The 26,061-nt window shown below is 67.1% G+C and carries 22 protein-coding genes; 8 read left to right on the top strand and 14 right to left on the bottom strand.

Going from position 1 to position 26,061, the window contains the following annotated elements:
• Positions 1–38: 38 nt before the first annotated feature.
• On the top strand, positions 39–1,187 hold the full coding sequence (locus tag U858_RS0127065; protein ID WP_025140252.1) for an aromatic ring-hydroxylating dioxygenase subunit alpha: 1,149 nt from the start codon (positions 39–41) through the stop codon (positions 1,185–1,187).
• A gap of 108 nt (positions 1,188–1,295) precedes the next feature.
• Here the strand turns inward: U858_RS0127065 and U858_RS0127060 are convergent, their stop codons facing one another.
• The 5 genes from U858_RS0127060 to U858_RS0127040 form a co-directional block, all read right to left on the bottom strand.
• On the bottom strand, positions 1,296–2,426 hold the full coding sequence (locus tag U858_RS0127060; protein WP_025140251.1) for a TIGR03364 family FAD-dependent oxidoreductase: 1,131 nt from the start codon (positions 2,424–2,426) through the stop codon (positions 1,296–1,298).
• A gap of 70 nt (positions 2,427–2,496) precedes the next feature.
• The gene (locus tag U858_RS0127055; RefSeq protein WP_025140250.1) at positions 2,497–3,519 is read right to left on the bottom strand and encodes a putative 2-aminoethylphosphonate ABC transporter substrate-binding protein; all 1,023 of its coding nucleotides are present in this window, start codon (positions 3,517–3,519) and stop codon (positions 2,497–2,499) included.
• Positions 3,520–3,630: 111 nt separating this feature from the next.
• A complete protein-coding gene (gene phnX / locus U858_RS0127050; protein WP_025140249.1) occupies positions 3,631–4,452 on the bottom strand; it encodes a phosphonoacetaldehyde hydrolase in 822 nt (273 codons plus the stop codon).
• Between the two features lie 26 nt (positions 4,453–4,478).
• The gene (locus U858_RS0127045) at positions 4,479–6,284 is read right to left on the bottom strand and encodes a putative 2-aminoethylphosphonate ABC transporter permease subunit (RefSeq protein WP_025140248.1); all 1,806 of its coding nucleotides are present in this window, start codon (positions 6,282–6,284) and stop codon (positions 4,479–4,481) included.
• Entirely contained in the window at positions 6,262–7,392 is a 1,131-nt protein-coding gene (locus U858_RS0127040) for a putative 2-aminoethylphosphonate ABC transporter ATP-binding protein (RefSeq protein WP_025140247.1), read from the bottom strand. The genes U858_RS0127045 and U858_RS0127040 overlap by 23 nt, the downstream gene beginning before the upstream one ends.
• 149 nt (positions 7,393–7,541) lie before the next feature.
• On the opposite strand from U858_RS0127040, the gene U858_RS0127035 reads away from it, so the two are divergent.
• A complete protein-coding gene (locus U858_RS0127035; protein ID WP_025140246.1) occupies positions 7,542–8,405 on the top strand; it encodes a LysR family transcriptional regulator in 864 nt (287 codons plus the stop codon).
• Between the two features lie 50 nt (positions 8,406–8,455).
• Positions 8,456–9,025, top strand: a complete 570-nt coding sequence (locus U858_RS0127030) for a phosphonate degradation HD-domain oxygenase (RefSeq protein WP_025140245.1) — start codon at positions 8,456–8,458, stop codon at positions 9,023–9,025.
• Positions 9,026–9,037: 12 nt separating this feature from the next.
• On the opposite strand, the gene U858_RS0127025 is transcribed toward U858_RS0127030, so the two are convergent.
• Entirely contained in the window at positions 9,038–9,889 is an 852-nt protein-coding gene (locus U858_RS0127025) for a sulfurtransferase (protein WP_025140244.1), read from the bottom strand.
• Between the two features lie 36 nt (positions 9,890–9,925).
• Entirely contained in the window at positions 9,926–10,780 is an 855-nt protein-coding gene (locus U858_RS0127020) for a DMT family transporter (RefSeq protein ID WP_025140243.1), read from the bottom strand.
• A gap of 152 nt (positions 10,781–10,932) precedes the next feature.
• Here U858_RS0127020 and htpX point away from each other — a divergent pair, with 152 nt between their 5' ends.
• On the top strand, positions 10,933–11,814 hold the full coding sequence (htpX, locus tag U858_RS0127015) for a protease HtpX (protein ID WP_025140242.1): 882 nt from the start codon (positions 10,933–10,935) through the stop codon (positions 11,812–11,814).
• A gap of 106 nt (positions 11,815–11,920) precedes the next feature.
• On the opposite strand, the gene U858_RS0127010 is transcribed toward htpX, so the two are convergent.
• Positions 11,921–13,312: an L-serine ammonia-lyase gene (locus tag U858_RS0127010; protein WP_025140241.1), complete on the bottom strand. Its 1,392-nt coding sequence runs from the start codon at positions 13,310–13,312 to the stop codon at positions 11,921–11,923.
• A 175-nt stretch (positions 13,313–13,487) separates the two neighbouring features.
• On the opposite strand from U858_RS0127010, the gene U858_RS0127005 reads away from it, so the two are divergent.
• Positions 13,488–15,149 (top strand): Na/Pi cotransporter family protein, encoded by a 1,662-nt coding sequence (locus tag U858_RS0127005; protein WP_025140240.1) that lies wholly within the window; start codon positions 13,488–13,490, stop codon positions 15,147–15,149.
• 654 nt (positions 15,150–15,803) lie between these two features.
• Here U858_RS0127005 and U858_RS0127000 read toward each other — a convergent pair.
• The 3 genes from U858_RS0127000 to polA all read right to left on the bottom strand — a co-directional run bounded on the left by U858_RS0127000 (position 15,804) and on the right by polA (position 20,355).
• A complete protein-coding gene (locus U858_RS0127000) occupies positions 15,804–16,592 on the bottom strand; it encodes a dienelactone hydrolase family protein (protein ID WP_025140239.1) in 789 nt (262 codons plus the stop codon).
• A 116-nt stretch (positions 16,593–16,708) separates the two neighbouring features.
• The gene (locus U858_RS0126995) at positions 16,709–17,548 is read right to left on the bottom strand and encodes a ZIP family metal transporter (protein WP_025140238.1); all 840 of its coding nucleotides are present in this window, start codon (positions 17,546–17,548) and stop codon (positions 16,709–16,711) included.
• An 89-nt stretch (positions 17,549–17,637) separates the two neighbouring features.
• Positions 17,638–20,355 (bottom strand): DNA polymerase I, encoded by a 2,718-nt coding sequence (gene polA / locus U858_RS0126990; protein ID WP_029954350.1) that lies wholly within the window; start codon positions 20,353–20,355, stop codon positions 17,638–17,640.
• 88 nt (positions 20,356–20,443) lie between these two features.
• Here polA and U858_RS0126985 point away from each other — a divergent pair, with 88 nt between their 5' ends.
• On the top strand, positions 20,444–21,070 hold the full coding sequence (locus U858_RS0126985; RefSeq protein ID WP_025140236.1) for a TIGR00730 family Rossman fold protein: 627 nt from the start codon (positions 20,444–20,446) through the stop codon (positions 21,068–21,070).
• 52 nt (positions 21,071–21,122) lie between these two features.
• Here U858_RS0126985 and U858_RS0126980 read toward each other — a convergent pair whose 3' ends face one another.
• Positions 21,123–22,547, bottom strand: coding sequence for a M20 family metallopeptidase (locus U858_RS0126980; RefSeq protein WP_025140235.1), 1,425 nt, complete (start codon positions 22,545–22,547; stop codon positions 21,123–21,125).
• Positions 22,548–22,608: 61 nt separating this feature from the next.
• The gene (locus U858_RS0126975; RefSeq protein WP_025140234.1) at positions 22,609–23,592 is read right to left on the bottom strand and encodes a tripartite tricarboxylate transporter substrate binding protein; all 984 of its coding nucleotides are present in this window, start codon (positions 23,590–23,592) and stop codon (positions 22,609–22,611) included.
• A 127-nt stretch (positions 23,593–23,719) separates the two neighbouring features.
• Here U858_RS0126975 and U858_RS0126970 point away from each other — a divergent pair, with 127 nt between their 5' ends.
• Complete coding sequence (locus tag U858_RS0126970) at positions 23,720–24,655, top strand: LysR family transcriptional regulator (RefSeq protein ID WP_025140233.1); 936 nt, start codon at positions 23,720–23,722, stop codon at positions 24,653–24,655.
• 6 nt (positions 24,656–24,661) lie between these two features.
• Here the strand turns inward: U858_RS0126970 and U858_RS0126965 are convergent, their stop codons facing one another.
• On the bottom strand, positions 24,662–25,522 hold the full coding sequence (locus U858_RS0126965; RefSeq protein WP_025140232.1) for a LysR family transcriptional regulator: 861 nt from the start codon (positions 25,520–25,522) through the stop codon (positions 24,662–24,664).
• A gap of 106 nt (positions 25,523–25,628) precedes the next feature.
• Here U858_RS0126965 and U858_RS0126960 point away from each other — a divergent pair, with 106 nt between their 5' ends.
• Positions 25,629–26,021 carry a 4-oxalocrotonate tautomerase gene (locus tag U858_RS0126960; RefSeq protein WP_025140231.1) on the top strand — a complete coding sequence of 131 codons (393 nt, stop codon included), beginning with the start codon at positions 25,629–25,631 and terminating at the stop codon, positions 26,019–26,021.
• The last annotated feature ends 40 nt before the right edge of the window (positions 26,022–26,061 follow it).

The following is a 26,061-nucleotide window of genomic DNA, read 5'->3' as shown; positions in this document are numbered from 1 at the left end:
GGCTTTTGGGGGAAATATTCATCCGAGCGGAGGGAATCATGACCGACATCGGTCGGATGGCACATGTTGTGCCAGCTCGCACCCAGCTACCCGTCAGTGCTTATTTTGACGAAGCCCTCTTTGCCCGCGAGCAAGAACTCATTTTCAAGCAATCCTCGCAGTACGTCGGCCACCAGAAGCTGGTGCCGGACGTCGGGGATTGGCGTACGTTGGCCCAGGAAAGCGGAGGGCGCGTGCTGGTTCGCAACCAGCACGGCGTTGAACTCATCTCAAATGTCTGCCGCCACCGCCAGGCATTGATGCTGGGCGGCCAGGCCGGCGACGTGACGGGCACCTGCAATTCGCACGGCAACCTGAAGGCCACCGGCGGCAACATCGTCTGCCCGCTGCACCGCTGGACGTACAACAGCCAGGGTGAGCTGCTGGGCGCGCCGCAGTTCGACACGACCCCCTGCATGAATCTGCAGAAGTTCCGCCTGCGCGATTGCCACGGCCTGCTGTTCGAAGGCCCGCGCGATCCGGCCGCCGACATGGCGCCGCTGTTCTCGCGGCCCGAGTTCGACTTCGGCGACTACGTGCTGGACCACGTCGAAGTGCACCAGTGCAACTACAACTGGAAGACCTTCATCGAGGTCTACCTCGAGGACTACCACGTCGGCCCGTTCCATCCGGGCCTGGGCCGCTTCGTCACGTGCGACGACCTGACCTGGGAGTTCAACGACTGGTACAGCCTGCAGAAGGTCGGTGTGCACAACGCGCTGGCGCAGCCGGGTTCCGATGTGTACAAGCAATGGCACGATCGCCTGCTGTCGTTCCGCGAGGGCGACGCCCCGGATTTCGGCGCGGTCTGGGTCACGTATTTCCCGACCCACATGATCGAGCTCTATCCGCACGTGCTGGTGCTGTCGACGCTCTACCCCAAGAGCCCGCAGGAAACCGTGAACGTGGTCGAGTTCTACTACCCCGAGGAAATCGCCGCCTTCGAGCGCGAATTCGTCGAGGCGCAGCGCGCGGCCTACATGGAAACGGCCATCGAAGACGACGAGATCGCCGAACGCATGGATGCCGGCCGCAAGGCCCTGATGCTGCGCGGCGTGAACGAAACCGGCCCCTACCAGTCGCCGATGGAAGACGGCATGCAGCACTTTCACGAGTGGTATCGCCGCATCATGCAAGAACGGCTGTAACGCCCCCCCCTCATGAAAAAAGGCCTTGCGATCGCAAGGCCTTTTCTTTGGGGACGAGGTCTCGGGCGAGGTCTAGGCCGACAGCTGGCGCCCCGCCCGGCAATCGCGTCAGCGCCCCAGCACGCCCGCCACGGTGCGCTCGCCGATGGCCAGCCCCACCGTCATGCCCACGCCCGAATGCATCACCGCCACCGTCGTGGCCGTGTCCACCGGCAGCACCGAGAACGGCGCCGGGCCGTGCGTGCCATACACGCCCTGCCAGCGCTCCACCACCCGCAGCCGTGCGCCCAGCGCCTGCGAGGCCAGGTCCAGCATGGCGTCATCGACGGCTTCGTCGTTGAACGGAAACGCGTCCTGGCCATAGCGATGCGAATCGCCGATGATCAGCTCGCCATGCGGCGTGGGGCTGATCAGCAGGTGGATGCCGTTTTCCAGCAGCATGGGACTGCGCGCCTGGATCACGTCGCGCAGCGCAAGCGCCGACGGCAGGTCGGAAAACGCGCCGTAGTGCACGCAGGACAGGCCCGTCAGCAGCGGCCGGTCCAGCGCCATGGGACGCGTCTCGAAAGCGGCGCGCAGCATCTGCAGGCGCGTCACCTCCAGGTTCAGCGGCGCAAAGTGCTCGGGCAGCAACGTCAGGTAGTCGTGGCCTGGGCAGACGAACACGTGCGAGCCCGCGAAGTCGCCCGCGGTGGTGGCGACCTGCCCCTGCTCGACGGCGCGCGCCAGCGTGCCGGTGATGAATTGCACCCCCAGCGATTCGGCCAGGTAGCGGGTGATGGCGGGCAGCGCTTCACGCGAATAGATCTGCAGGTCGTCCTGGCCGTGCAGCGCGGCGCAGTGATGCGCCAACTGGCCGTCGTACAGCTTGGCCACTTCGCGGCCCGACAGCAGTTCGGCGCGATAGCCTTCCTGGCGCAGGCGGGTCTGGGCGAATTCGTCCAGCACCTCGGCCTCGTCGGCATTGCGCGCCAGCACCAGCGCGCCGTTGGCGCGAACATGGAACTGCGCCTTGTCGGCCAGTTCCAGCCACAGCTCGCGCGCCTGCTGGGCGTGCGACAGCATCATGCCCGGCGCCTGGCCGGTCACGATGACCTGGCCGAAGTTGCGGATGGTGGCGCCGTGCGCCTGGCGGCTGCGCTCGATCACGGCCACGGACAGGCCGCGCTTGGCGGCCGCCCAGGCGTGCGCGATGCCGAGCATGCCCGCGCCGACCACGATTACGTCGAATTTTTTCATCTGAATAGCAATGCGAGAAGACTGGCGGGGGAAGCGCCCGCAGGCGCTTCCCGGCTTGCGGCCCGAAGGCTTACTTCTTCTTGGGCTCGGACTTGCCGTCGTAGCGGCGGGTCCACTCGGCGATGATGCGTTCGCGGTTGGTGGCGGCCCAGACGAAGTCGTTCTTGATCATGCGCTTGGTCAGGTCGGCCGGCAGGTTGGGGTTGGACGTGGCGATCGAGGGAATCGCGAGCACGGCGAAGTTGGCCTTGTACAGCTCGTTGGCTTCGCGGCTGGCCGAGAAGTCAGCCAGCTTGCGCGCGGCATCCAGGTTCTTGGTGCCCTTGACGATGGCGGTGGCTTCGACTTCCCAGCCCAGGCCTTCCGACGGGAACACGGCTTCGACCGGAGCGCCGTCGGCCTTCAGCTTGGCGGCGCGGTAATCGAACGACACGCCGATCGGGAACTCGCCGGCGGCAGCCATGTTGCAAGGCTTCGAACCCGAGTGCGTGTACGAACCGATGTTCTTGTGCAGGGCGTCCATGTAGGCCCAGCCCTTCTCTTCACCGAAGATCTGCAGCCAGGCGCTGACGTCCAGGAAGCCCGTGCCCGACGAGGCCGGGTTCGGCATGACGATCTTGCCGGCGTAGACCGGCTTGGTCAGGTCTTCCCACGAGGTGGGCTTGGGCAGCTTTTGCTTTTCGGCTTCGACGGTGTTGAAGCAGATGGCGGCGGCAAAGCCGTCCATGCCGACCCAGGTGGGCTCGGCCTTGGCATCGCGCATGTTGGCGGCGATCTGGTCCAGGCCCTTGGGGGCGTAGGGCTGCAGCATGCCTTCCTTGTCCATCAGGCCCAGCGAGGTGCCGGCCAGGCCCCAGATCACGTCGGCCTTGGGGTTGTTCTTCTCGGCCAGCAGCTTGGCGGTGATGATGCCGGTGGAATCACGGACCCACTGGATCTTGATGTCGGGATTGGCCTTCTCGAAGGCGGCCTGGTAGACCTTGATCTGGTCCGCTTCCAGCGCCGTGTAGACGGTCAGCGAGGTTTCGGCGGAAGCGGCGCCCATCGTGCCCATCAGGGCGGCGGCCAGTGCAAGCAGCTTGAAGCGATTCATGAGGAAACTCCGTGGGTGAGCGGAAAAAAGGGTGAGTCGGGTCGCCGCGGCGGGCCGATGCCAGCCGCGGTGCAGTGCGAAAAAGGATCCAACGGTCGTTCGGCAGCGGCCTCAGGGACGCTGCCCCGCCGCCAGGCGGGTCTCGATATCGGCGATGACACCGGGCAGGTCGGCCACGGTGTCGATCAGGTAATGGGGGGCGGCCGGCGCCAGTTCCTGGGTGGCGCGCTCGCGCGCCTGCTGGCGGCCGGCGTCATCCAGGCTCAGGTATTCATCCAGCGTCAGGCCGGCGGCATTGCCGGACAGCAGCAGGCCGACGGTCCACATGCCGGCGCGGCGGCCCTCTTCGATGCCGGGGGCGGTGTCGTCGACCTTGATGCAGCCGGCCACGTCGGACAGGGCCAGTTCCACCACATTCTTGAGCGCCATGGCGGGCGCCGGGCGGGCGCGCGGCACGTCGTCGCTGGCGACGATGCAATCGGGTTCCAGGCCTTCGCCCGCGGCACGTTCCACCACGCGGCGCATCACGCTGGCGGGGTAGCCCGAGCACGAACCGATCTTCAGGCCCCGCTGGCGCAGCGCGCGCAGCAGCTCGGCCGCACCGGGGATGGCGGCCGAATACTGCGCCACCTTGTCCAGCTGCATCGGCAGGAAGCGTTCGTAGATGGCGGTCACGTCGTCATCGGTGGGCAGGCGGCCGAACTGGGCCTGATACTGCTGGGCGATGACGGGCTCGTCGCACAGGGCGCGGATGTGGTCCCACTTGCCCACGCCCATCGGGCCGCGGGCCTGCTCCAGCGTCACGTCCATGCTGAACTGCGCAAAGGCATCGACGAACACTTTGGTGGGCGCGAAGGAACCGAAGTCCACCAGCGTGCCGGCCCAGTCGAAAATCACCGCTTCCAGGCGGACGGGCAAGGGCGAAACAGTCATGAGGGTCTTCCTTCAGAAATATTCAATCAAAGGGCAGCGGGACGGCGCCAGGCCTGGCTGCGCGCCACCAGGGCACGGCTGGCCAGGTGCAACGCCAGCGCCGCGACCGCCGAACTGGCCATGATCACGGTGCACATGGCGGCGGCCGGGCCGATGAAGCCGGCGTCGTCCATGTTCAGCACCGCGACGGCGGCCAGCACCGTGTTCGGGCTGTACAGGAACACCACGGCCGACACGGTCGTCATGGCGGACACGAACAGGTAGCGCGCCACATCCAGCGCGGCGGGCAGGCACATCGGCAGCGTCACGCGGACGAACGTGGTCAGGCGCGGCACTTTCAACGAGGCGGACGCGGCTTCGAATTCCGGGTCCAGCGCGTTCAGCGCAGTCGCGGCCGTGAGGTGGGCGCTGGTATAGAAGTGCACCACCGTGCACAGCACCAGCAGCGGCATCGTGCCGTACAGCAGGTTCAGCGGATTGGCGGGGCTGTTGAAGAAGAAGATGTAGCCCAGGCCCAGCACCAGGCCCGGCACGGCCATCGGCATCAGCGCCAGCATGCCGACGGTGCCGCGCAGGCCGCGCGCCACGGCGCCGCGGGCCGGCACCTTTTCCATCATCCAGGCACCCAGGAACACCACCACGGTGCCCAGCACGGCCGTGCAGAACGCCAGTTCCAGGCTGTTGCGCCAGGCCAGCCAGCCGCCGCCGTCCATGTTGTCGAAGTCATACGAACGCAGCGACATCGACAGGTTGTAGGGCCACATCTTCACGAACGAGGCCCACACGGCCACGCCAATGATCAGCAGCAGGAAACCCGCCATGACGCCTGCCAGCAGCAGGAAGGCCGCATCGCGCCGACGGTTGACGCCGGCCGCGTAGGGCTGGGCGCGGCCGCTCATCTGGGCGCCCTGGCGGGCACGCAGGCGGCGGTCCAGCACGAAGGTCAGCACCGCGGGCAACAGCAGCAGGATGCCGATGGCGGCGCCCTTGGGGAAGTTCAACTGGCCGACCACGGCCTTGTAGGCTTCCATCGCCAGCACGTTGTAGTCGCCGCCCACCACCTTGGGCACGCCGAAGTCGGTGACGGTCAGCGTGAACACCACGCAGCAGGCCGAGAACACGGCATAGCGCGTGCCGGGCAGCGTGACCGTCATGAAGGTGCGCAGCGAGCCCGCGCCCATGGCCCGCGCCGCGTCGTACAGACGGCCGTCGGCCAGCGTCAGGCCCGTCAGCAAAATCATCAGGGCATGCGGGAAGGTGTAGAAGACCTCGCCCGCCACGATGCCCCAGAAGCCATAGATGGTGGCCCCGCCGAACAGGCCCTTGAGCAGGCCCTGGTTGCCCAGCAGGTACACCAGCGCAATGCCGGGCAGCAGCGACGGCGCCAGCAGCGGCAGCAACGCGATGGTGCGCAAGAGGCCCTTGCCGGGAATGCGGCTGCGGGTCAGCGCATAGGCAAAGGCGTAGGCGCACGGCACCACCAGCATCATCGTGACCGCACCCACGGTCAGGCTGCGCCCGACCATGGCGAGAAAGCCATCGGCGCCGATGATGCCCAGCACCACCGACAGGCCCGCCCAATCGCCGTTGCCGTCGGTGACGGACTTGACCAGGATGGCCGCCAACGGCAACGCCAGGAACAGCAGCAGGAACAGCGCCAGGGCGGCTTGCCCCAGCGTCAGGCCCAAGCGGCCGATCCAGCCCGGCAGGGGCCGGCGGCCCAGCGGCGAGGCGGCGGCCAAAGCGGCAGGTACAGCGGGGGCGGCGGCGGGCGCGGGCACGGCGGGGGCGCTGGCGGGCACGGCGGAATCAAGCGTAGGCGCGAATCGCATGGCGCGGCAGCTCCACCCAGCAACGGCTGGCAGCGTGAGGGCCCAGCAAGGCGTCTCCGGTTTCGGGGGATACGATCGAATGCACCGTGGCGCCGGGCACCCCTTCCAGGCGCAGCGCCAGGCGGTAGCCGCGGCCCAGGAACACGCCGTCCAGCACGTCGGCCAGCATGGTGTTGGGTTCTTCGGGACGCGCCACGCTCACGCGCACGGCCTCGGGACGCACGAACAGCTTGCCGACGTTGCGCACCAGCGCCTCGTCCACCGCCAGTTCCTGGCGGCCGACCCGGGCCCGGTGGGCGTCGATGCGTTCGAACGGCAGCCAGTTGGCCTCGCCGACGAAATCGGCGATGAAGGCCGAGCCCGGCTGGCGATACAGTTCGCGCGGCGTGCCGAACTGCTCGATGACGCCGCCATTCATGACCGCGATGCGATCGGCCATCACCATGGCCTCTTCCTGGTCATGCGTCACCATCAGCGTGGTGATCGACAGGCGCTTTTGCAGGGCACGCAATTCGATGCGCAGGTGCTCGCGCACCCGGGCGTCCAGCGCCGACATCGGCTCGTCCAGCAGCAACAGCGACGGCGACGGGGCCAGCGCGCGGGCCAGCGCCACGCGCTGCTGCTGGCCGCCGGAGATCTGCCCCGGATACTTATTGGACGCGCCTGCCAGGCCGACCAGCGTCAGCATTTCCTCGACCCGGTCGGCCACGTGCTTGCGGTGGGCGCGCTTGCCGCTCAGGCCGTAGGCCACGTTCTGGGCCACAGTCAGGTTGGGAAACAGCGCGTACGACTGGAACAGGATGCCGTAGTCGCGCTCTTGCGGCTCGGCATGGGAAATATCGCGGCCGGACAGCAGGATCTTGCCGCTGTCCTGGCGTTCCAGCCCGGCGATGGCGCGCAGCAAGGTGGTCTTGCCGCAGCCGGACGGCCCCAGCAGGCACACCAGCTCGCCCGCCCGGATATCCAGGGACACATCGGACAGCGCCGTGTGGGCGCCGAACCGCTTGACCAGGTTGCTGACCGACAGAAAGCCCCCGCGCTGCGCTCCGCTCTGGGGCGAAGCGCCCGTCGGAGTAGTGTCTGTATCGCGTTGGGGCTGTAGGGGCATGGTGCCTCCGGTCTGGGAACGAAGGCAGTATGGAAGCGGCGTATTGAGTGTTTATGACACTTCGCGCAAATGCAGTAATAAAAACATCAAATTATTTTGGTGTACTGGCGGTCTTGCGCATTGCGTCCATTACCAGGCCCCAGAACACCGTGCTCGTCGCCGAACTGAAATCCTTCTATGCCGTGGCTCGCTGCGGCACCGTCACCAAGGCCGCCGCCCAGCTGGGCGTGAGCCAACCCACGGTGACGGGGCAACTGCGCCAGTTGGAATCGCGCTATGGCGTCGAACTGTTCCACCGCCAGGGCCGCGGCATGCGCCTGTCGGACGCCGGCCACAGCCTGATGCCCATGGTGGAAAAGCTGGTGCAGCAGGAAACCGAGATCGATTTCCGGCTCCGCGACGCCAGCGACCTGCGCGAAGGCAACCTGCGGGTCGGCGCCACCGGCCCCTTCTACATCATGGATACCGTGCGGCGCTACAACCAGCGCTACCCGGGCATCGACCTGACGGTGACCATCGGCAATTCGCAAAGCATGCTGCAGGCGCTGCATGACTATCGCATCGAGATTGCCACGTCGTCATTTCTGATGGATGACAAGCATCTGTATCGCCGCTTGATTGCGGCGGACCCGATCCGCGTGGTCACCCACCGCGACCACCCGCTGGCCCGACGCGGCCAGGTGGCGCTGGCGGACCTGGCCGACCACGCGCTGCTGCTGCGCGAGCCCGGCTCGATGACCCGCCAATTGACGGAAGACGCCCTGCAGGCCGCTGGCGTCAGCGTCAAGCGCACGCTGGAGATCGGCAGCCGCGAATCGATCCGCCAGGCGATCCTGTGCGAGCTGGGCATCAGCCTGATCCCGTCGCGTGAAATTCCGTCCCATCCCGATCTGGTCGCGCTGGACATCCAGGGCGCGGACATCGTGATGCATGAATACCTGTACTGCCTGCGCGAGCGCCAACCGGTGCAGCTTATCGCGCGCTTTCTGGAGATGGCGCCGGCAGCCGGCTGATCCAAGGATCACTGCCCGCCTCTTCCCCTTGCGGCCACTAGGAGACAAACATGGCCTTGACCTTGCAGGACATCGAACAGCTTTTCCTGGAACGCGGGCACCGTTCCTATCATGGCGAATCCGTCAGCCATCTGCGGCACGCGCTGCAGACCGCGGCGCTGGCCGAGCGCAACGGTGCCAACGCGCCGCTGATCACGGCCTGCCTGTTGCATGACCTGGGCCACCTGATCGCCGATCACCCGGGCACCCCCACCCTGCGCGGCGTCGACGACAAGCACCAGTATTTCGTGCTGCCGTTCCTGCGCGGGCTGTTCAGTTCGGCCGTGCTCGACCCGATCCGGCTGCACGTGGAGGCCAAACGCTACCTCTGCTACGTGGAGCCGCAGTATGAAGCGTCGCTTTCGCAGGATTCGAAGCGCAGCCTGGCGCTACAGGGGGGCAGCTTCGATGCGGGCCAGGCGGTGGATTTCGCCAGCATGCCGGGCGCGCCGGATGCGATTCGGCTGAGGCGCTGGGACGACATGGCCAAGGTGCCGGGCCTGGCCACGCCGCCGCTGGACCACTTCCTGGAGATCGCCGAAAGCGTCTCGGGGCGGGTCAAGCTGGCGGCGGTCTGGTAAGACAAAAGGCGCTTATTCGCCCTTGGCCACCGGCCGGGACGGATCGCTGCACCATTCGCTCCAGGATCCCGGGTACAGGCGCGAACCGGACAGGCCGGCGATTTCCATCGACAGCAGGTTGTGGCAGGCGGTGATGCCCGAGCCGCACTGGTGCACGATGGCCTTGGGATCGCGGCCGTCCAGCAAGGCCGTGAATTCCTCGCGCAGCACGGCCGCGTCCTTGAAACGGCCGTCGGCTTGCAGGTTCTGGCCGTTCGGCCGATTCAAGGCGCCAGGAATGTGGCCGGCCACCGGGTCCATGGGTTCGACCTCGCCGCGGTAGCGGTTGGCCGCACGCGCATCGATCACCGTAAAGGCGGGCTGGGCAATGTTGTCCAGCACGGCTTTCGCGTCCACGCTGCCCACCCGCGGCGCACCAGGAGCCACGGGTGCGCCCGGCTGCACGGCGGGCGCGGGTTCGGTGGCGGTGGGCAGGCCCGCGGCCACCCAGGCCTGCCAGCCGCCGTCCAGCACCGCGACCTGGTCGTGGCCCAGCCAGCGCAGCATCCACCACAGATGGGCGGCGTACATGCCGCCGCTGGCGTCGTAGGCCACCACCAGGGTCTGGGGCGTCACGCCGTGCGCGGCCATCAGTGCGCCGAATTCGGCGCGGTCAGGCAGCGGATGGCGGCCGTTCTTGCCGGTGCGCGTCGCCGCCAGCTCGGTTTCGTGATCGAGGTAGCGGGCGCCGGGAATGTGACCGGCGGCATAGGCCTCGCGACCGGCGGCGTGATTGGTCAGGTCGTGGCGCACGTCGAACACGCGCACGTCCGCGGCGCCAAGGCGCGCGGCCAGGTCGGCTGCGGAAATCAGGGTCGTCGTCATCAGGCAGGCTCCTTTCGCTTCATCGGATTCGCGGCGTCAGGCCGGCTTGGGGTCGCGCATGGTGCGCCAGACCGACAGCAGGCCCGCTGAAATGATCAGGCCCATGCCGGCCCACGCCAGGCCATCCAGGGTGTCGCCCCAGAAACCCATGCCGATCAAGGCCGCGAAGATAATCGTGCTGTATTGCAGGGCAGCGGTCAGCAGCGCCGACCCCATGCCGAATGCGCGGGTCATGGCCAGCTGGCCGAACAGGCCCGCCACGCCCACCCCCATGAGGGACGCATAGCCCGTCCAGTCGGCGTGGCCCCAGCCCTCGAAGCCCAGGCCGGCGAAGCTGGAGACGCAGACGGCCACCGAGAAGAATAGGACGGTGCGCCATTCGGGTTCGCCGATGCGGCCCAGTTGGCGGATTTGCATCATGGCGATGGCGGACATGGCGCCGGCGCCCAGGCCCAGCAGGGCGGCCAGCCACTGGTCTTCGTTGATGCTGGGACGCAGCACGGCGATCACGCCCAGGAACCCCAGCGCCACGGCGGCGATGCGCACCGGATCGCGCTGCGCCCCGCCCCACCCCAGCATCCAACAGGCGATGAACAGCGGCGCCGTGTAGTTCAGGCTGGTGGCGGTGGCCAGCGGCAGGTGGGCAATGGCGAAAAAGCCCAGCCACATCGAGGTGACGCCGGACAGGTTGCGCCAGATGTGCAGCTTCCAGCTGGTGGGAATGATGGATTGGCGGCCGGCGCGGGCCCAGAGCAGCAGCAAAATGACCGAAGGCAAGCCGCGGAACAACACCACCTGCGGCAGCGACGCGCCGTGCTCGGTGCCCAGTTTCACGAACGAGCCCATGACGGCGAACATGGCGGACGCCAGCAACATCCAAAGTGCCTGCATGGGGGGATTGCGCTCAGGTGAAAGTGAGGAGGAATAAGGGAAAGCGATACTATACTCTCCGTCACCGGACGCAGCGCCGCCAGTCGGGGAACTGGCGCGGCGCCGCACAGTCAAAGCCGGGGTATTTCCCGCTCGCAGAGGAACAAAAAAACATGAAACGCATTGTCCTGTTCGTCATCACCAACCTGGCCGTCATGCTCGTACTGTCGGCCACGCTACGCATCCTGGGCGTAGACCGCTACATCACGGCCAACGGCCTGAATCTCAACGCCCTCCTGATCTTCTCGGTGGTGGTCGGCTTCACCGGCGCGATCATCTCGCTCCTGATCAGCAAGCCCATGGCCAAATGGAGCACCGGCGCCCAGGTGCTGGATCCGAATGCGCCGCGCAGCCAGCGCGAAGCCTGGCTGCTCGATACCGTTCACCAACTGGCCGACCGTGCCGGCATCGGCCGCCCCGAAGTCGCCATCTACGACGGCGCGCCCAACGCGTTCGCCACCGGCGCCTTCAAGAACGACTCGTTGGTCGCCGTGTCCACCGGCCTGCTCGAAAGCATGAGCGAAGAAGAAGTCGCCGCCGTGCTGGCCCACGAAGTGGCCCACATCGCCAACGGCGACATGGTCACCCTGACCCTGATCCAGGGCGTGGTGAACACCTTCGTCGTGTTCCTGGCCCGCGTCGTCGGCTACTTCATCGACCGTGTCGTGTTCAAGAACGAACGCGGCATCGGCCCGGGCTACTACGTCACGGTGCTGGTCTGTGAGATCATTTTCGGCATCCTGGCCTCGATCATCGTGGCCTGGTTCTCGCGCCAGCGCGAATACCGCGCCGACGCCGGCTCGGCCCACCTGATGGGCGCCCGCGAACCCATGATGCGCGCCCTGGCCCGCCTGGGCGGCCTGGAACCGGGCGAGCTGCCCAAGTCGTTCGAAGCCTCGGGCATCACCGGCAAGGGCGGCCTGGCAGCCATGTTCGCCTCGCACCCGCCGATCCCGGCCCGCATCGCCGCCCTGCAGAACGCCCGCGTGATCTGATCCCGGCCGCGGCATCGCCGCGCCGGACCCGCCGCCGTGGCAACGCGCCGGCCATAAAAAAGCCCCTTGAGCGATCAAGGGGCTTTGTCTTTGGCGACGCTGCGCCTCAGCACTCGACGATGTTCACCGCCAGGCCGCCGCGCGCCGTTTCCTTGTACTTGGTCTTCATGTCGGCGCCGGTTTCGCGCATGGTCTTGATGACCGAATCCAGCGACACATAGTGCTGGCCGTCACCGCGCAGCGCCATGCGGGCTGCGTTGACCGCCTTGATGGACGCCATGGCGTTGCGCTCGATACAGGGAATCTGCACCAGGCCGCCGACCGGATCGCAGGTCAGGCCCAGGTTGTGTTCCATGCCGATCTCGGCCGCGTTCTCGACCTGCTCGACCGAGCCGCCCAGCGCGGCGGCCAGGCCGCCCGCCGCCATCGAACACGCCACGCCGACTTCGCCCTGGCAGCCGACCTCGGCGCCCGACAGCGAGGCGTTGTACTTGTACAGCAAGCCCACGGCCGCCGCGGTCAGCAGGAAATCGCGCACGCCTTCGCGGTTGGAACCGGGGACAAAGCGATCGTAATAGTGCAGCACCGCCGGGATGATGCCCGCCGCGCCGTTGGTGGGCGCCGTGACCACCCGGCCGCCGGCCGCGTTTTCCTCGTTGACCGCCATGGCGTACAGATTGACCCAGTCCATCACCGACAGCGGGTCGGACAGCGTGCGTTCAGCCCGCTGGGTCAGGTTGCGGTACAGCTCAGGGGCGCGGCGGCGCACCCGCAGCGGCCCGGGCAATTCGCCGTCCGCCTCGGGGTAATTGATGCCACAGCCGCGCGAGACACAGTCCTGCATGACCTGCCAGATGCGGTCCAGGCCGCCCGCGATCTCGCCGGCATCGCGCCAGGTGAGTTCGTTCTGCATCATCAGCTGCGCCACGGACAGGCCGCTTTCGCGGCACATGGTCAGCAGCTCGCGGCCCGTGCGGAACGGGTACGGCAGTTGGTCGTGCGCCGCGATGACCTGGCTGTTGGACGCCCCCGCCGTCACCACGAAACCGCCCCCCACCGACAGGTAGCGAGCCTCGCGCAGCGATTCGCCCTTGGCGTCGAAGGCATGGAATTTCATGCCGTTGGGATGCTCGGCCATGGCTTCGCGGCGGTAGAACATCATGTGTTCCTTTTCCACGAACGGCACCGGGTAGTGGCCCAGCAACGGCAACTGGCGGCTGGCGCGCACCGACGCGATCATGCCGGCGATGGCCGCCGGGTCGACCGTGTCAGGGGCTTCGCCCATCAGGCCCAGCAGCACGCCCTTGTCGGTGCCGTGGCCCTTGCCGGTGGCGCCCAGCGAGCCGTAAAGCTCGGCGCGCACGTTGGCCACCTGCGGCAACAGGCCGTCGCGTTCCAGGCCCTGCGCGAACAGCAAGGCCGCCCGCATCGGGCCGACCGTATGGGAACTGGACGGGCCAATGCCTATTTTGAACAGATCGAATACGGAAACGGCCACCAGAACTCCCATGCATCCACGAATGATCCGGCAATGATACGCGCAAGCCCCGGCCGCGCGCAGCAAAGCCCTGCGGGGCGTATGCTGTATTGCAGGGACGGGTTTCCCCGCCCGCCCCGGCATGCGATCATTACAGAATTATTTCTTGTCATAAAAAGAATGGAACGACTCCAGGATGTCCGGACTTATTACCCTGCTTGACTTCGCCGGCTACGTCGCCCTGCTGCTTTGGGGCGTGCACATGGTCCAGACAGGCGTGCAGCGCGCCTTCGGCGCCGCCCTCGGCGCCGCACTGGGCCGCGCCCTGGGCACCCGCCTGCGGGCCTTCGCCGCCGGCCTGGGCATCACCGCCGCCCTCCAGAGCAGCACCGCCACCGGCCTGATGATCACCGGCTTCGCCGCTGGCGGCGTCGTCGGCCTGGTCCCCGCGCTGGCCGCCATGCTGGGGGCCAACGTCGGCACCACGCTGATCGTTCAGCTGCTGTCGTTCGACCTGACCTCGCTGGCCCCCATCCTGATCCTGGCCGGCGTCTGGATGTTCCGCCGCTATCCCCCGGGCCGCACCCGCGACCTGGGCCGCGTCTTCATCGGCCTGGGCCTCTTGCTGCTGTCGCTGCACCAGCTGGTCGAACTGTTCGAACCCTTCCAGACCGCTCCCATGCTGGGCATGATCCTGGACGCCCTGGCCACCCAGCCCGTCGCCGCCGTGCTGCTGTCGGCCGCCTTCACCTGGGCCGCCCACTCCAGCGTGGCCGTGGTGGTGCTGGTCATGTCGCTGGCCAGCCACCACATGGTCGCCCCCCACGTCGCCTTTGCCCTGGTGCTGGGCGCCAACCTGGGCACCGCCATCAACCCCATGATCGAGGGCGTCACCGGCGACGATCCCGCCGCCCGCCGCCTGCCCCTGGGCAACCTGCTGACCCGCGTGCTGGGCGTCCTGGCCGGCCTGGTGCTGCTGCCCTGGCTGCAACCGCTGATGAGCGACCTGTCCAGCGACCCGGCCCGCGCCGTCGCCAACTTCCACACCCTTTTCAACGCCGTCATCGCCGTGGTGTTCCTGCCGCTGTTGGCCCCCTACGCCGCGCTGCTCACCCGCTGGCTGCCCAAGCGCACCGACCCCAACGACCCGTCCCGCCCCCAATACCTGGACGAATGGGCCCACGACGTGCCCGCCGTCGCCCTGGGCAACGCCGCCCGCGAAGCCCTGCGCATGGCCGACATGCTGCAGACCCTGCTGCTGTACGCCCGCGCCGGCTTCAAGCGCGACAACCGCCACCGCATGGTCCAGGCCCGCCAGCTCGACGCCGCGCTCGACAAGCTCGAAAACGCCATCACCACCTACCTGGCCACCCTGGACCAGGAAAACATGACGCGCGACGACCTGCAACGCATGGACGACATCCTGGCCTTCACCAGCAACATCGGCCATGCCGGCGACATCGCCCACCACGGCCTGCTCAGCCACATCGCCAAGCTGCGCAAGCAAGGCTGGACCTTCTCGCCCGAACAACGCGCCAGCCTGGACGACACGCTGGGCGAACTGATCGCCAACCAACGCCAGGCCGCCGCCCTCTTCGTCAACGACGACCTGCGCCAGGCCCGCGCCCTGGCCGGCGAAAAAGCCCGTTTCCGCACCATCGAAACCCAGGCCGCCGACACCCACCTGCAAAAGATCAAGGCCGGCCAGGTAGACGCCGCCGAAGTCGGCGCCCTCTACCTGGACATCCTGCGCGACATGAAGGGCATCAACTCCCACCTGGTAGGCGCCGCCGCCTACCCCTTGCTCGCCCGCCACGGCGAACTCCTCCCCAGCCGCCTACGCGAAGCGGGGAATTAGAGCCCCCACGCGGCGCGCTTCGCGCTTGCTGCCCCCCGAGGGGGCTGCCCGGCCTTCGGGCGGCCGGGCGGCCGGGCGGCTATGGAATGTGGACCCCCACGCCGCACACGCTTCGCGTGCTTGCTGCCCCCCGAGGGGGCTGCCCGGCCTTCGGGCGGCCGGGCGGCCGGGCGGCTATTTTTGCGTGGCGCTGTCGCTGCGCACTATAGGTCAGGCTCGCTCATCGCGTAGATGACACCCAAACCAAGAAGTTTCAGGCGAGCGCAGCGACGCCGCGCAAGCGCGCAGCGTGCATCGTCACGACGTAGCAGGATGTGTATGCCCAGAGCCGGCCGCCCGCGCGGCCGGTCTGGGCGGGCGACGCAAACCTCTCCCCTAACCCTCGGCCTAGCAGCGCTTCAATTCTCGAAACCGGTAGCCCGGCGCGGGTGGTGCACACGTGGCGCGCGCCGTCGATGCGCCCGAGGGAATCTGAAGGGAAGGCCGAAGGCCTGGACGAAGATGACGAAGGGGAAGTCCGGAGCGAAGGCTCCGGACCGCAATCGTTGGCGCGCGCCACGTGTGCACCACCCGCGCCGGGCGGCCTACGAAGAAGCCCCCCCACAGCACAAAAAAAGGCCGCGCCCCGTCGCGCGCAGCGACACACCCACTCCCTTACAGGTACCGCTTGAACCACTCCAGCATCCGCCCCCACCCATCCTTGGCAGCCGCAGCCTGGTAATTCGCCCGATAATCCGCCATGAACGCATGATCCGCGTCCGGATACACCACAAACTCCGACCGCTTGGCATTCTCATTGCCGCCGGCAAGCTTGCCCTTCATGATCTCGATATCCGACACCGGAATGCTGGCGTCCTTGGCCCCATACAAGCCCAACACCGGCGCATGCAGTTCATTGACCACGTCAAACGCCACGCGCTTGATCAACGGCCCGTGACCCGTGCTCAACTTCCCGTACCAGGCCACGCCCACCTTCACATCCGGGTTGTGCGCCGCGTACATCCACGTCAGGCGCCCGCCCCAGCAAAAGCCCGTCACGGCCACGCGCTTGGGGTCGCCGCCGTGCTGCGCGGCCCAGGCCACGCTCGCGTCCAGATCCGCGAACACCTGCTCGTCGGACACCTTGCTCACGATCTCGGCGATCAGCTTCGGAATATCGGTATAAGTAGAGGCATCACCCTGGCGCTGGTACAGATTCGCAGCCACGGCCAGGTAGCCGGCCTTGGCGACGCGGCGGCAAACGTCCTTGATGTGCTCGTGCACCCCGAAGATTTCCTGCACCACCAGCACCACGGGCAGGTTCTGCTTGCCCTCAGGGGCGGCGTAGTAGGCGTCCAGGGTTCCATCAGCCACGGGCAGCTGGAAATCCCCGTGGACCAGCCCCTGCGTATCCGTGTGGATCACGGTGGGGGCGACGTTGCCTGCGGCGGCGGAAAAACTCATGGCGAACTCCTGTGTAGGGATCAACGCGGGACCGGCGTCCCGCGATTCGCCAACGAGGCATGCGCGACACGACCGGCCAGGATCAGGACAAAGCCGGGTATCGCGAACGCCGCGCCTCAGTGCGTGTGGACGTGCTCCGTGCGCGCCGCGCCGTGGCCGGCATCATGCTCGTGCTCGTGCCCGTGGTGCATCAGCGTCGTCACGCTGTAGATCAGCGCCACGCCCACGCCCACCAGCAACAGCTGCGGCACCGCATCGGCCAGGGATACCCGTTCGTGCATCTGCGGCATCAGGTCGGCCACCGAAATGTAGAGGAAGCTGCTCGCGGCAACCACCAGTACGTACGGCACCCAGCCCTGCGCTTGCTGCAGCACGAAGTAGCCTATTATGCCGCCCACGGCTGAACACAAGCTGGTGAAGAGGATCAGCGCAAACGCCCGGCGGCGCGCCAGGCCCGCGTTCAGCAACACGACGAAATCGCCCAGCTTGTGCGGCACTTCGTGCACGATGATCGAGGCCGCCGTCAGCACGCCCAGAAGCGGATCGGTCAGGAACGCCGCCGCCACCAGCACCCCGTCGCACAGGTTGTGCAACGAACTGCCGATCAGGATCAGCACCCCGCCGCGGCCCGCCTCGTGGCGGTCGTGGCCCGAATGGTGATGGTGCCCGTCGCCTTCGTGATGATGGCTGTGGCGCAGCAGCGCGATCTTTTCCAGCACGAAGAAACCGATCAGCGATGCCAGCATCAGCCCGAACAGCACGTGGGCGTCGCCCACCGCGCCCTCGAACGCCTCGGGCAACAGGTGCAGCAGCGCCACCGACAGCAGCACGCCCACCGACAGGCTCACCATGTGGTGCAGGTATTGGGCGAACACCTTGTAGGCCAGCCAGCTGGCGACAAGGACGGCAATGAGGCCACCGGTGACGGTAGCAAGCAGGACCCAGAGCAGCAACATTTGGGGGACGGTTTATTGGCGGGGGAAGCGCAACATTATATTGTTGCAACCGCAAAAGCGGAAATGGGCCGCCCTCGGCGGCCCCGCGCTCAGTGCGCCTGTTCCCAGTTCTTGCCTACGCCCACTTCGGCCACCAGCGGCACGCGCAGCTCGGCCACATTGCACATCAGGCGCGGCAGCGCTTCCTTGACCCGTTCCAGTTCAGCGTCCGGCGCTTCCAGCACCAGTTCATCGTGCACCTGCATGATCATGCGCGTCTGCAGCTTTTCGGCTTCCAGCCAGTCCTGCACCGCCACCATGGCCATCTTGATCAGGTCGGCCGCGGTGCCCTGCATGGGCGCGTTGATCGCCGCACGCTCGGCGCCCTGGCGGCGCGGCCCGGAGGCGCCCCGGATTTCCGGCAATTGCAGGCGGCGTCCGAACACGGTTTCCACGTAGCCCTGTTCGCGGGCCACGCGGCGGGTGTTTTCCATGTACATCGCCACGCCGGGATAGCGGGCGAAGTAACGGTCGATGTAGGCCTGCGCGGCATCGCGCGTGATGCCCAGGTTGGACGCCAGGCCGAACACCCCCATGCCGTAGATCAGGCCGAAGTTGATGGCCTTGGCCGCGCGGCGCTGCTCGGACGAGACGTCCTGCAATGACACACCGAACACTTCCGAAGCGGTGGCGCGGTGGATGTCTTCGCCGGCCGCAAACGCGCGTTGCAGATTGGCGTCGTCCGACACGTGCGCCATGATGCGCAGCTCGATCTGCGAATAGTCGGCCGACAGCAGCAGGCCCTGCTCGGCGATGAAAGCCTCGCGCACCCGGCGTCCGGCTTCGGTGCGCACGGGAATGTTCTGCAGGTTGGGATCGGACGAGGCCAGGCGGCCGGTGATCACCGCGGCCTGCGAATAGCGCGTGTGCACGCGGCCCGTATCGGGGTTGATCATGCGCGGCAGCTTGTCCGTGTAGGTGGACTTCAGCTTGGACAGCCCGCGGTATTCCAGCAGCACCTGCGGCAGCGGGTAGTCCTGCGCCAGCTTGCTCAGCACTTCCTCGTCGGTGGACGGCGCGCCGCCCGCGGTCTTGCGCACCACCGGCAACTGCATGCGGCCGAACAGGATCTCGCCCAGTTGCTTGGGCGAATTCAGGTTGAACGGCTGCCCGGCCAGTTCGTAGGCCTTTTGCTCGAGCTGCAGCATTTCCTGGCCCAGCTTGTGGCTCTGGCGGCCCAGCTCGGCCGCGTCCACCTTGACGCCGTTGCGTTCGATGGTGGTCAGCACGGCGGACACCTGCATTTCCAGCAGGTAGATGCGTTCCAGCCCGGCATCGGCGGCCACCTGCGGGCGCAGCACCTGGTGCAGTTGCAGCGTGAAGTCGGCGTCTTCCGCCGCATAGTGGCCGGCCTTGTCCACCGCCACTTCGTCAAAGCCGATCTGCTTGGCGCCCTTGCCGCACAGGTCCTCGTACGACACGCCGCTGCGGCCCAGGTAACGCTGCGCCAGGTCGTTCAGGCCGACCCGGTTATGCGATTCCAGCACGTAGGCCTGCAGCATCGTGTCATCGGTGATGCCGGCCAGGCGGATGCCTTCGTTGGCGAATACGTGTGCGTCGTACTTGGCATGGTGCAGCAGCTTGGCGCGCGAAGCGTCCTGCAGCCAGGGGCGCAGGCGTTCCAGCACTTCGGCCTTGGGCAATTGCGTGGCGTTGTCCGGGCCGCGGTGCGCCACCGGGATGTAGCAGGCCACGCCCGGCGCCACCGCCATCGACAGGCCCACCAGCCTGGCCTGCATCTCGTCCAGCGAAGTGGTCTCGGTGTCCAGCGCCACCCGCTCGGCGGATTGCAGCTTTTCCAGCCAGGCATCGAACGCGGGCCAGTCGGCAATGATCTGGTAGTCCAGTTCCGTGGGGGCAACCGGCACTTCGACCGCCACGCGGGCATCGCCCGCCGGCACGCGCTCGGCATCGCCGGTCAGGTCGCGCAGCCAGGTGCGGAAACCATAGCGTTCGTAGAGTTCGGTCAACGTCGCTTCATCGCGGCCGCGCGGCGTCAGGTCGTCGACGCTGTCCACGTGGCCGGTCAGGTCGCAATCGCATTTCACGGTGAGCAACTGGCGGGTCAGCGGGAAATTGGGAATGGCTTCGCGCAGGTTGCTGCCCGCCACGCCCTTGATGCCCTCGGCGCCTTCGACCAGCTTGTCGATCGAGCCGAATTCCGAGATCCATTTGGCGGCCGTCTTGGGGCCCACCTTGGTCACGCCCGGCACGTTGTCGACCGTGTCGCCGACCAGCATCAGGTAGTCCACGATGCGGTCCGGCGGCACGCCGAACTTGTTGACCACGCCCGCTTCGTCCAGCACTTCGCCGCTCATGGTGTTGACCAGCGTGACGTGGCTGTTGACCAGCTGTGCCAGGTCCTTGTCGCCGGTGGACACGATGGTGTGCACGTCGCGCTCGGCAGCACGGCAGGCCAGCGTGCCGATCACGTCGTCGGCTTCGACGCCTTCGATGGCCAGCACCGGCCAGCCCAGCGCGCGCACGGCGCGGTGGATGGGTTCGATCTGGGCCGCCAGGTCTTCGGGCATGGGCGGACGATGCGACTTGTATTCCGGGTACAGATCGTCGCGGAAGGTCTTGCCGCGCGCGTCGAAAATACATGCGGCATACTCTGCCTTATAGTCGGCTACCAGCTTGCGCAGCATATTGACCACGCCGTACAGCGCCCCGGTGGGTTCGCCTTGCGCGTTGCGCAAATCAGGCATAGCGTGGAAAGCGCGGTACAGGTAGCTTGAACCGTCGACCAGCAATAGGGTTTTTTTCATGGTTACAAAGGCAGATATGGCAACAACTGCGGCAAATACGGCGGCAACGACGGCGGAAACGCCCGCCAACAAGCAAATTCCGCTGATTATGTCAGAGATACGGACGGCGGCAGACAAGCTCGCCCATATCGGGCCCGCAGTCAGCGTCTTTGGCAGTGCGCGCGTCAGCCGCAACTCGCCGCACTACGAAACCACCGTCGCGATTTCGGCCGCCCTGGCCGAGGCGGGTTTCGCGGTCATCGCGGGCGGCGGCCCCGGCATCATGGAAGCGGCCAACAAGGGCGCTTTCGAAACCGGCGGCACCAGCATCGGGCTGAACATCAGCCTGCCGCACGAAGCGCACAACAACGAATACCAGACTATAAGCCTGTCGTTCGAATATTTCTTTTCGCGCAAAGCCACCTTCTTCATGCACAGCTTCGCCTATGTGGCGATGCCGGGCGGCTTCGGCACCCTGGACGAGCTCTTCGAAGCGTTGACGCTGATCCAGACCGGCAAGGTCCCGCCCGCGCCCATCGTGCTGGTGGGCAGCGAATACTGGTCGGGCCTGGTCGAATGGCTGGGCGGCCAGGTGCTGGCCAATGGCATGATCGGCGCGCACGACCTGGATCTTTTCATCATCGAAGACGATCCCCGCAAAGTCGTGCGCAAGGTGGTCGAATTCCACCAGAAGGTCAACTCCGACGCGCAATACGCGCCGTCGCTGCCGGCCTGACAGGAAACGGGGCCAAAGCCCCGGCGGCCCCAGGCGGGGCCGCCGTCCTGCCCTACTTGCGCATGAAAGACGGCAGCACGTCCGCCGGAATCGGGCAGACGTAAGGCTGGCCGCGGCGCATGTCCAGCAGCTCTTGCTTGGCGCGCGCCAGCGCCTCGGGCTGGCGGTACAGGTCCGCGGCGGTCGCGGCGATGATCTTCGCGGCGTGCACCATGCCCTTGTGGGCCAGCGACAGCTTGCCCTGCGCCACCATCTGCCACGAATGGAATGGCGTGCCGTAGGCATAGCAGGCGCCCCAGCACTGCGCCGTGGGCGTAACCCAGCTAACGTCGCCGACGTCGGTCGAACCGTAGCTGATCTCGGTCTTGCCCGGCTCAAAGGGCGCCACGCCGCTGAACAGCGGCGTCGGGTTGCGCAGCACCGCGCCCAGGTTCTTGCCCGCATTGTCGATATCGTCGGGGGAAATCGCATCCCACATCCGGCGTGCGGCCTGCTGTTCGCCTTCCGTGTAGGACGGCCCCTGCAGCGCCTGCATATTGGCGTACATGACCTCGTTCAACACCCCATTGGGGATGTAGTTCGAGCAGGCCTTGTCGAAGACGATTTCCAGCTCGCAGCCGGTCATCAGCGCCGCCCCGCGAGCCACGTTCTTGACGCGCTCGTACAGCTCGGCCGCCTGCGAATTGATGGGCGCGCGCACCAGGTACAGCACCTCGGCGCGGGCCTGCACCACGTTGGGCGAAATGCCGCCGCTGTTGGTCACCGCGTAATGCACCCGCGCATCGGGCACCATGTGCTCGCGCAGGTAGTTCACGCCCACGTTCATCAGTTCCACCGCGTCCAGCGCGCTGCGGCCCAGGTGCGGCGAGTTGGCCGCATGCGCCGCCACGCCGCGAAAGCGGAAATAGGCCTGGATATTGGCCAGGGAAGAATGGTGAAAAATGCCTGTGTGCGAGGCCGGGTGCCAGGTCAGCGCCGCATCCAGGTCATCGAACAGCCCGGCGCGCGCCATGAAGGTCTTGCCCGAGCCGCCCTCTTCGGCCGGACAGCCATAGAAGCGGATGGTGCCGGGCAAGCCGTTGTCCTGCAGGAATTCCTTGACCGCCACCGCGGCGAAATGCGCGGCCGTGCCCAGCAGATGGTGGCCGCAGCCGTGGCCGTTGCCGTTGGGCGTTTCCGGCGACGGCTGGCAGGCGAAGGCGCCACTTTCCTGGCTCAGCCCCGACAGGGCGTCGTATTCACCCAGAATGCCGATTACCGGGCCGCCGCTGCCCGCCTCGGCCACGAAGGCCGTGGGAATGCCGGCCGCGTCGCGGGTGACGCGAAAGCCCGCGTCTTGCAACATGGCAATGTGCAGTTCGGCCGATTTGTGCTCGTCGTAGCGCAGTTCGGCCAGGCTCCAGATGCGGTCGCTCAGTTCCGCATAGCGTTCGCTGCGCGCGTCGATGAACGGCGCAAGTTTGTCAATGGCTCCCATCGCGTCTCCAGTGGCGGGTCTATAGGGTCTACCCCCGCTTTCGCGGGCGGCGTAAAACCGTTTACTCGTCCAGCTTGATGCCGGCAGTTTCAATGATTTTTCGGTTGGCGGCCAGCGTCTGCGCAATGCGTTCGCCAAAGGCCTGCGGCGTGCCGGTCAGCGGCTCGGCGCCCAGGCCCGCCAGGCGCTGCACCAGCGCCGGGTCCGCCAGCGCACGCTGTGCCGCGCCATTGACGGCCTGCACCACCGCATCCGGCGTGCCGGCCGGCGCGACCAGGCCAAACCAGGTCTGGCCCAGCGCGTTCAATTGCGGATAACCCAATTCGGCCAGCGTCGGCAATTGCGGCAGGCCGGCCAGCCGCGTGGGCGCCGACACGGCGATCGGGCGCAGCTTGCCCGCCTTGATCAGCGACTGGGCCGAGGCGTACTGGTCCTGCTGCACTTGCACCTCGCCGCCCACGGCCGCCGTCAGCGCCGGCCCCATGCCGCGATAAGGCACGTGCAGCACCTCAACCTTCAGGTCGGCATTCATGGCGGCCAGATTCAAATGGCCCAACGAACCGACGCCGGGCGACCCAAACGAATACTTGCCCGGATGGGCCCGCAGTTCGGCCAGGAATTGCGCGAAATCAGTCGCCGGAAACGCCGGGTTCACCATCCACACCACCGGCACGGTCGCCACCGCGCCCACCGGCGTCAGCTGGGTCGCCGGATCCACCCGCCTGGTGCCGTACAGCAGCGGGTTCACGGCCATCGTGCTGACCGTAGCCATGCCCAGGGTGTAGCCATCCGGCTCGGCCCGCGCCACGGCCTCGGTGCCGATCAGCCCGCCTGCGCCGGCGCGGTTTTCCACCACCACGCTCTGGCCCAGTTCCTTGCGCAGCCCGTCGGCCACCGCTCGCGCCAGCACATCGGTCGAGCCGCCGGGGGCGAATGGCACGATCAGGCGCACCGGCTGGGTGGGATAGGCGCCCGCTGCCAGGGCCCCGGCAGAAACGCCGGCGGCGACGGCACAGACGACAGCATGCAATAGGCGGAACGTCATGGAACAGCCCCTCCTGGGCGTGATCACGTGAAAAGCGTCATTCTGGGCAGGGCATATCCTTATTTCAAATACATTAATGCGTCGATATATTCGAAATTTGAATAGCTAAAACACCCCTGCCCCTGCCATGGACGTCGCTCCCGCCACCCTGCTGTCCCGCCTCCTGGCCAAGGGCCGCCTGCGCCACCTGCAACTGCTGGCGGGCGTGGCCGACCTGGGCAGCGTGCAGCAGGCCGCGGCCCAGATCGGCATGAGCCAACCCGCCGCCACCCATGCCCTGGCCGATATCGAAGCCCTGCTGGGCGTCCGCCTGTTCGAACGCCACGCACGCGGCATGCGCACTACCCGCAGCGGACAATTGATGGCGGAATGCGCCCGCGGCATGCTCACCACGCTGCGGGCCTCGACCAATTCGGTCGCGGCGCTGCGCGACGGCGCCGCGGGCAGCCTGCGCCTGGGCGCCATTCCCGCGGCCAGCGGCGGCCTGCTGGCCGAGCGCCTGCCGGCCTACATGCTGGCCCACCCCGACCTGCACGTGGAAGTCCAGGAAGGCAGCCGCGAACAACTGCTGCCACTGGCGGCGGCGGGCAACCTGGACATGCTGCTGTGCCGGCGCCCGGAAGCCATGCCCGCCGGCCTGGAATTCGTGCCGTTGCAGCAGGACACGGCCGTCATCGTCGGCACCGAAGGCCATCCGCTGCTGGCCGGCCCTACCCCGCCCACGCTCGCCCAGGTCGCCTCGCAGTTGTGGATCGAACCACGCCCCGAGCTGGCGATCCACGCCGTCTTCAGCGCCTTTTTCGAGCGCGCCGGCATCGTTCCCCGACTGTGCCGGCTGGCCAGCGCCGCACCGCCCATGCCTTTGCTGATCGCCGTGATGCAGGCGCAGCAGGCGCTGGCCATGGTGCCGCTGACGCTGGCCGACTGGTACCTGCGCCATGGCCACTTCCAGCGCATACGGATCGATTCGCCTGGCGCCTTCCAGCCCATCGGCGCCGTCGTGCGCGAAGACGGGCCCGGCCGGGAGTTCCTGGACTGGCTGATGGCGGCGCCCCACCCCTAGCCGATATCAGCGCATCGCCCGCACGATGGCCTCGCGCGCCAGTTCGATGAAGCGGTCTTCGCCCGGCCGTGGCGGCAGCAGGCGGAATTCAACCTCGGGCAGCGGCGGCAAGCCCGGCCACTGCGCGCGGGTGATGCCTGGCGCCAACGCCGACTCGTTCAGGCAAGCCACACCCAGCCCCGCCGCAATCGCCAGTTGCAGGCCCGCCACGCCAGACGCCACGTGCGCCACCGCATACGGTACGCTGCGCCGCGACAGCAGGCGCTCGGCATATTGGCGCAGCGCGCAGGTTTCCGGCAGCGCCAACAGCGGCAACGCTCCGCGCGTTGCCTGGGCGCCATCCGCCGCCATCCACAAGAGCGACTCGCGCCGCAGCACCGGCCCTTGCGGGCGGCCTTTGCCTGCGCCGCGTTCCAGGATGACCATCGAGATACCCACGTCGATCTCGCCGCGTTCATAGGCCGCTTCGATCGCGCCGCTTTTCATGATGGTGACGTGCATGCGCACCTGCGGATACTGCTCGTTCAAGCGCCGCAGCATGCCCGCCACATCACCCGGGCGAAAGTAGTCGGTGATGCACAGGCGCAGTTCGCCCTGCAACGCCACGCCGCGCAAGTCGCGATAGGCCTCTTCGCTCAGCGCCAGGATCGCGCGCGCATGCGCCAGCAGCCGCTCACCGGCCGGCGTGGCGGACACGCCCGATTTGCCGCGAATCAGCAGCGCCTGCCCCGCGCGTTCCTCCAGCTTGCGCATCTGCTCGCTCACCGACGATTGCGACAGGAACACCTTGGGCGCCGCCGCCGTCAGGCTGCCCGCATCCAGCACGGCGACCAGCGTACGCAACTGGTCCAGGTCGAATCCAGACATGGTCTATCCAACGGTTTATTCGATGGTTGAAATCGTAAATTCCCGCTTTTCCGATGTCAATCGGCTTCCTACACTGGCTCCATACCATCACCCACTGGAGCCTTCCATGCCTCACATCGTCGTCCATGTTTCCGGCCAATCCGATGCCCGCGTCAACCGCCGCATCGTCGACGCCGTCGCCGGCCTGACCCAGACCGTTCTGGGCAAGAAGCTGCCGGTCATCGCGATCACCTTGCAGCACATTCCGCATGATCTCTGGTTCATCGGTGCACAGCCCCTGTCCGAAGTCGGCAAGAACGCCTTTCACCTGGACATCAGCGTCACGGACGAAACCAACACCAAGGCCGAAAAAGCGCGCTTCATCCAGGAGATCTACGCGGCGTTCCGAGAGATCCTGGGCGAGCTGCACGAATGCTCGTACGTGCATGTGATCGATGCTCGCGCGGCGGCGTATGGCTACGGCGGCAAGACGCAGGAATATCGCCATCAGCATGCCTGAACCGAAGGCAACGTGATCCCGCCGCGCCGCGTCGGGACGT

This window comes from Achromobacter sp. DH1f, from assembly GCF_000633435.1.
GTDB lineage: Bacteria > Pseudomonadota > Gammaproteobacteria > Burkholderiales > Burkholderiaceae_B > Achromobacter > Achromobacter deleyi.
This window is presented reverse-complemented; position numbering and strand designations above follow the sequence as displayed.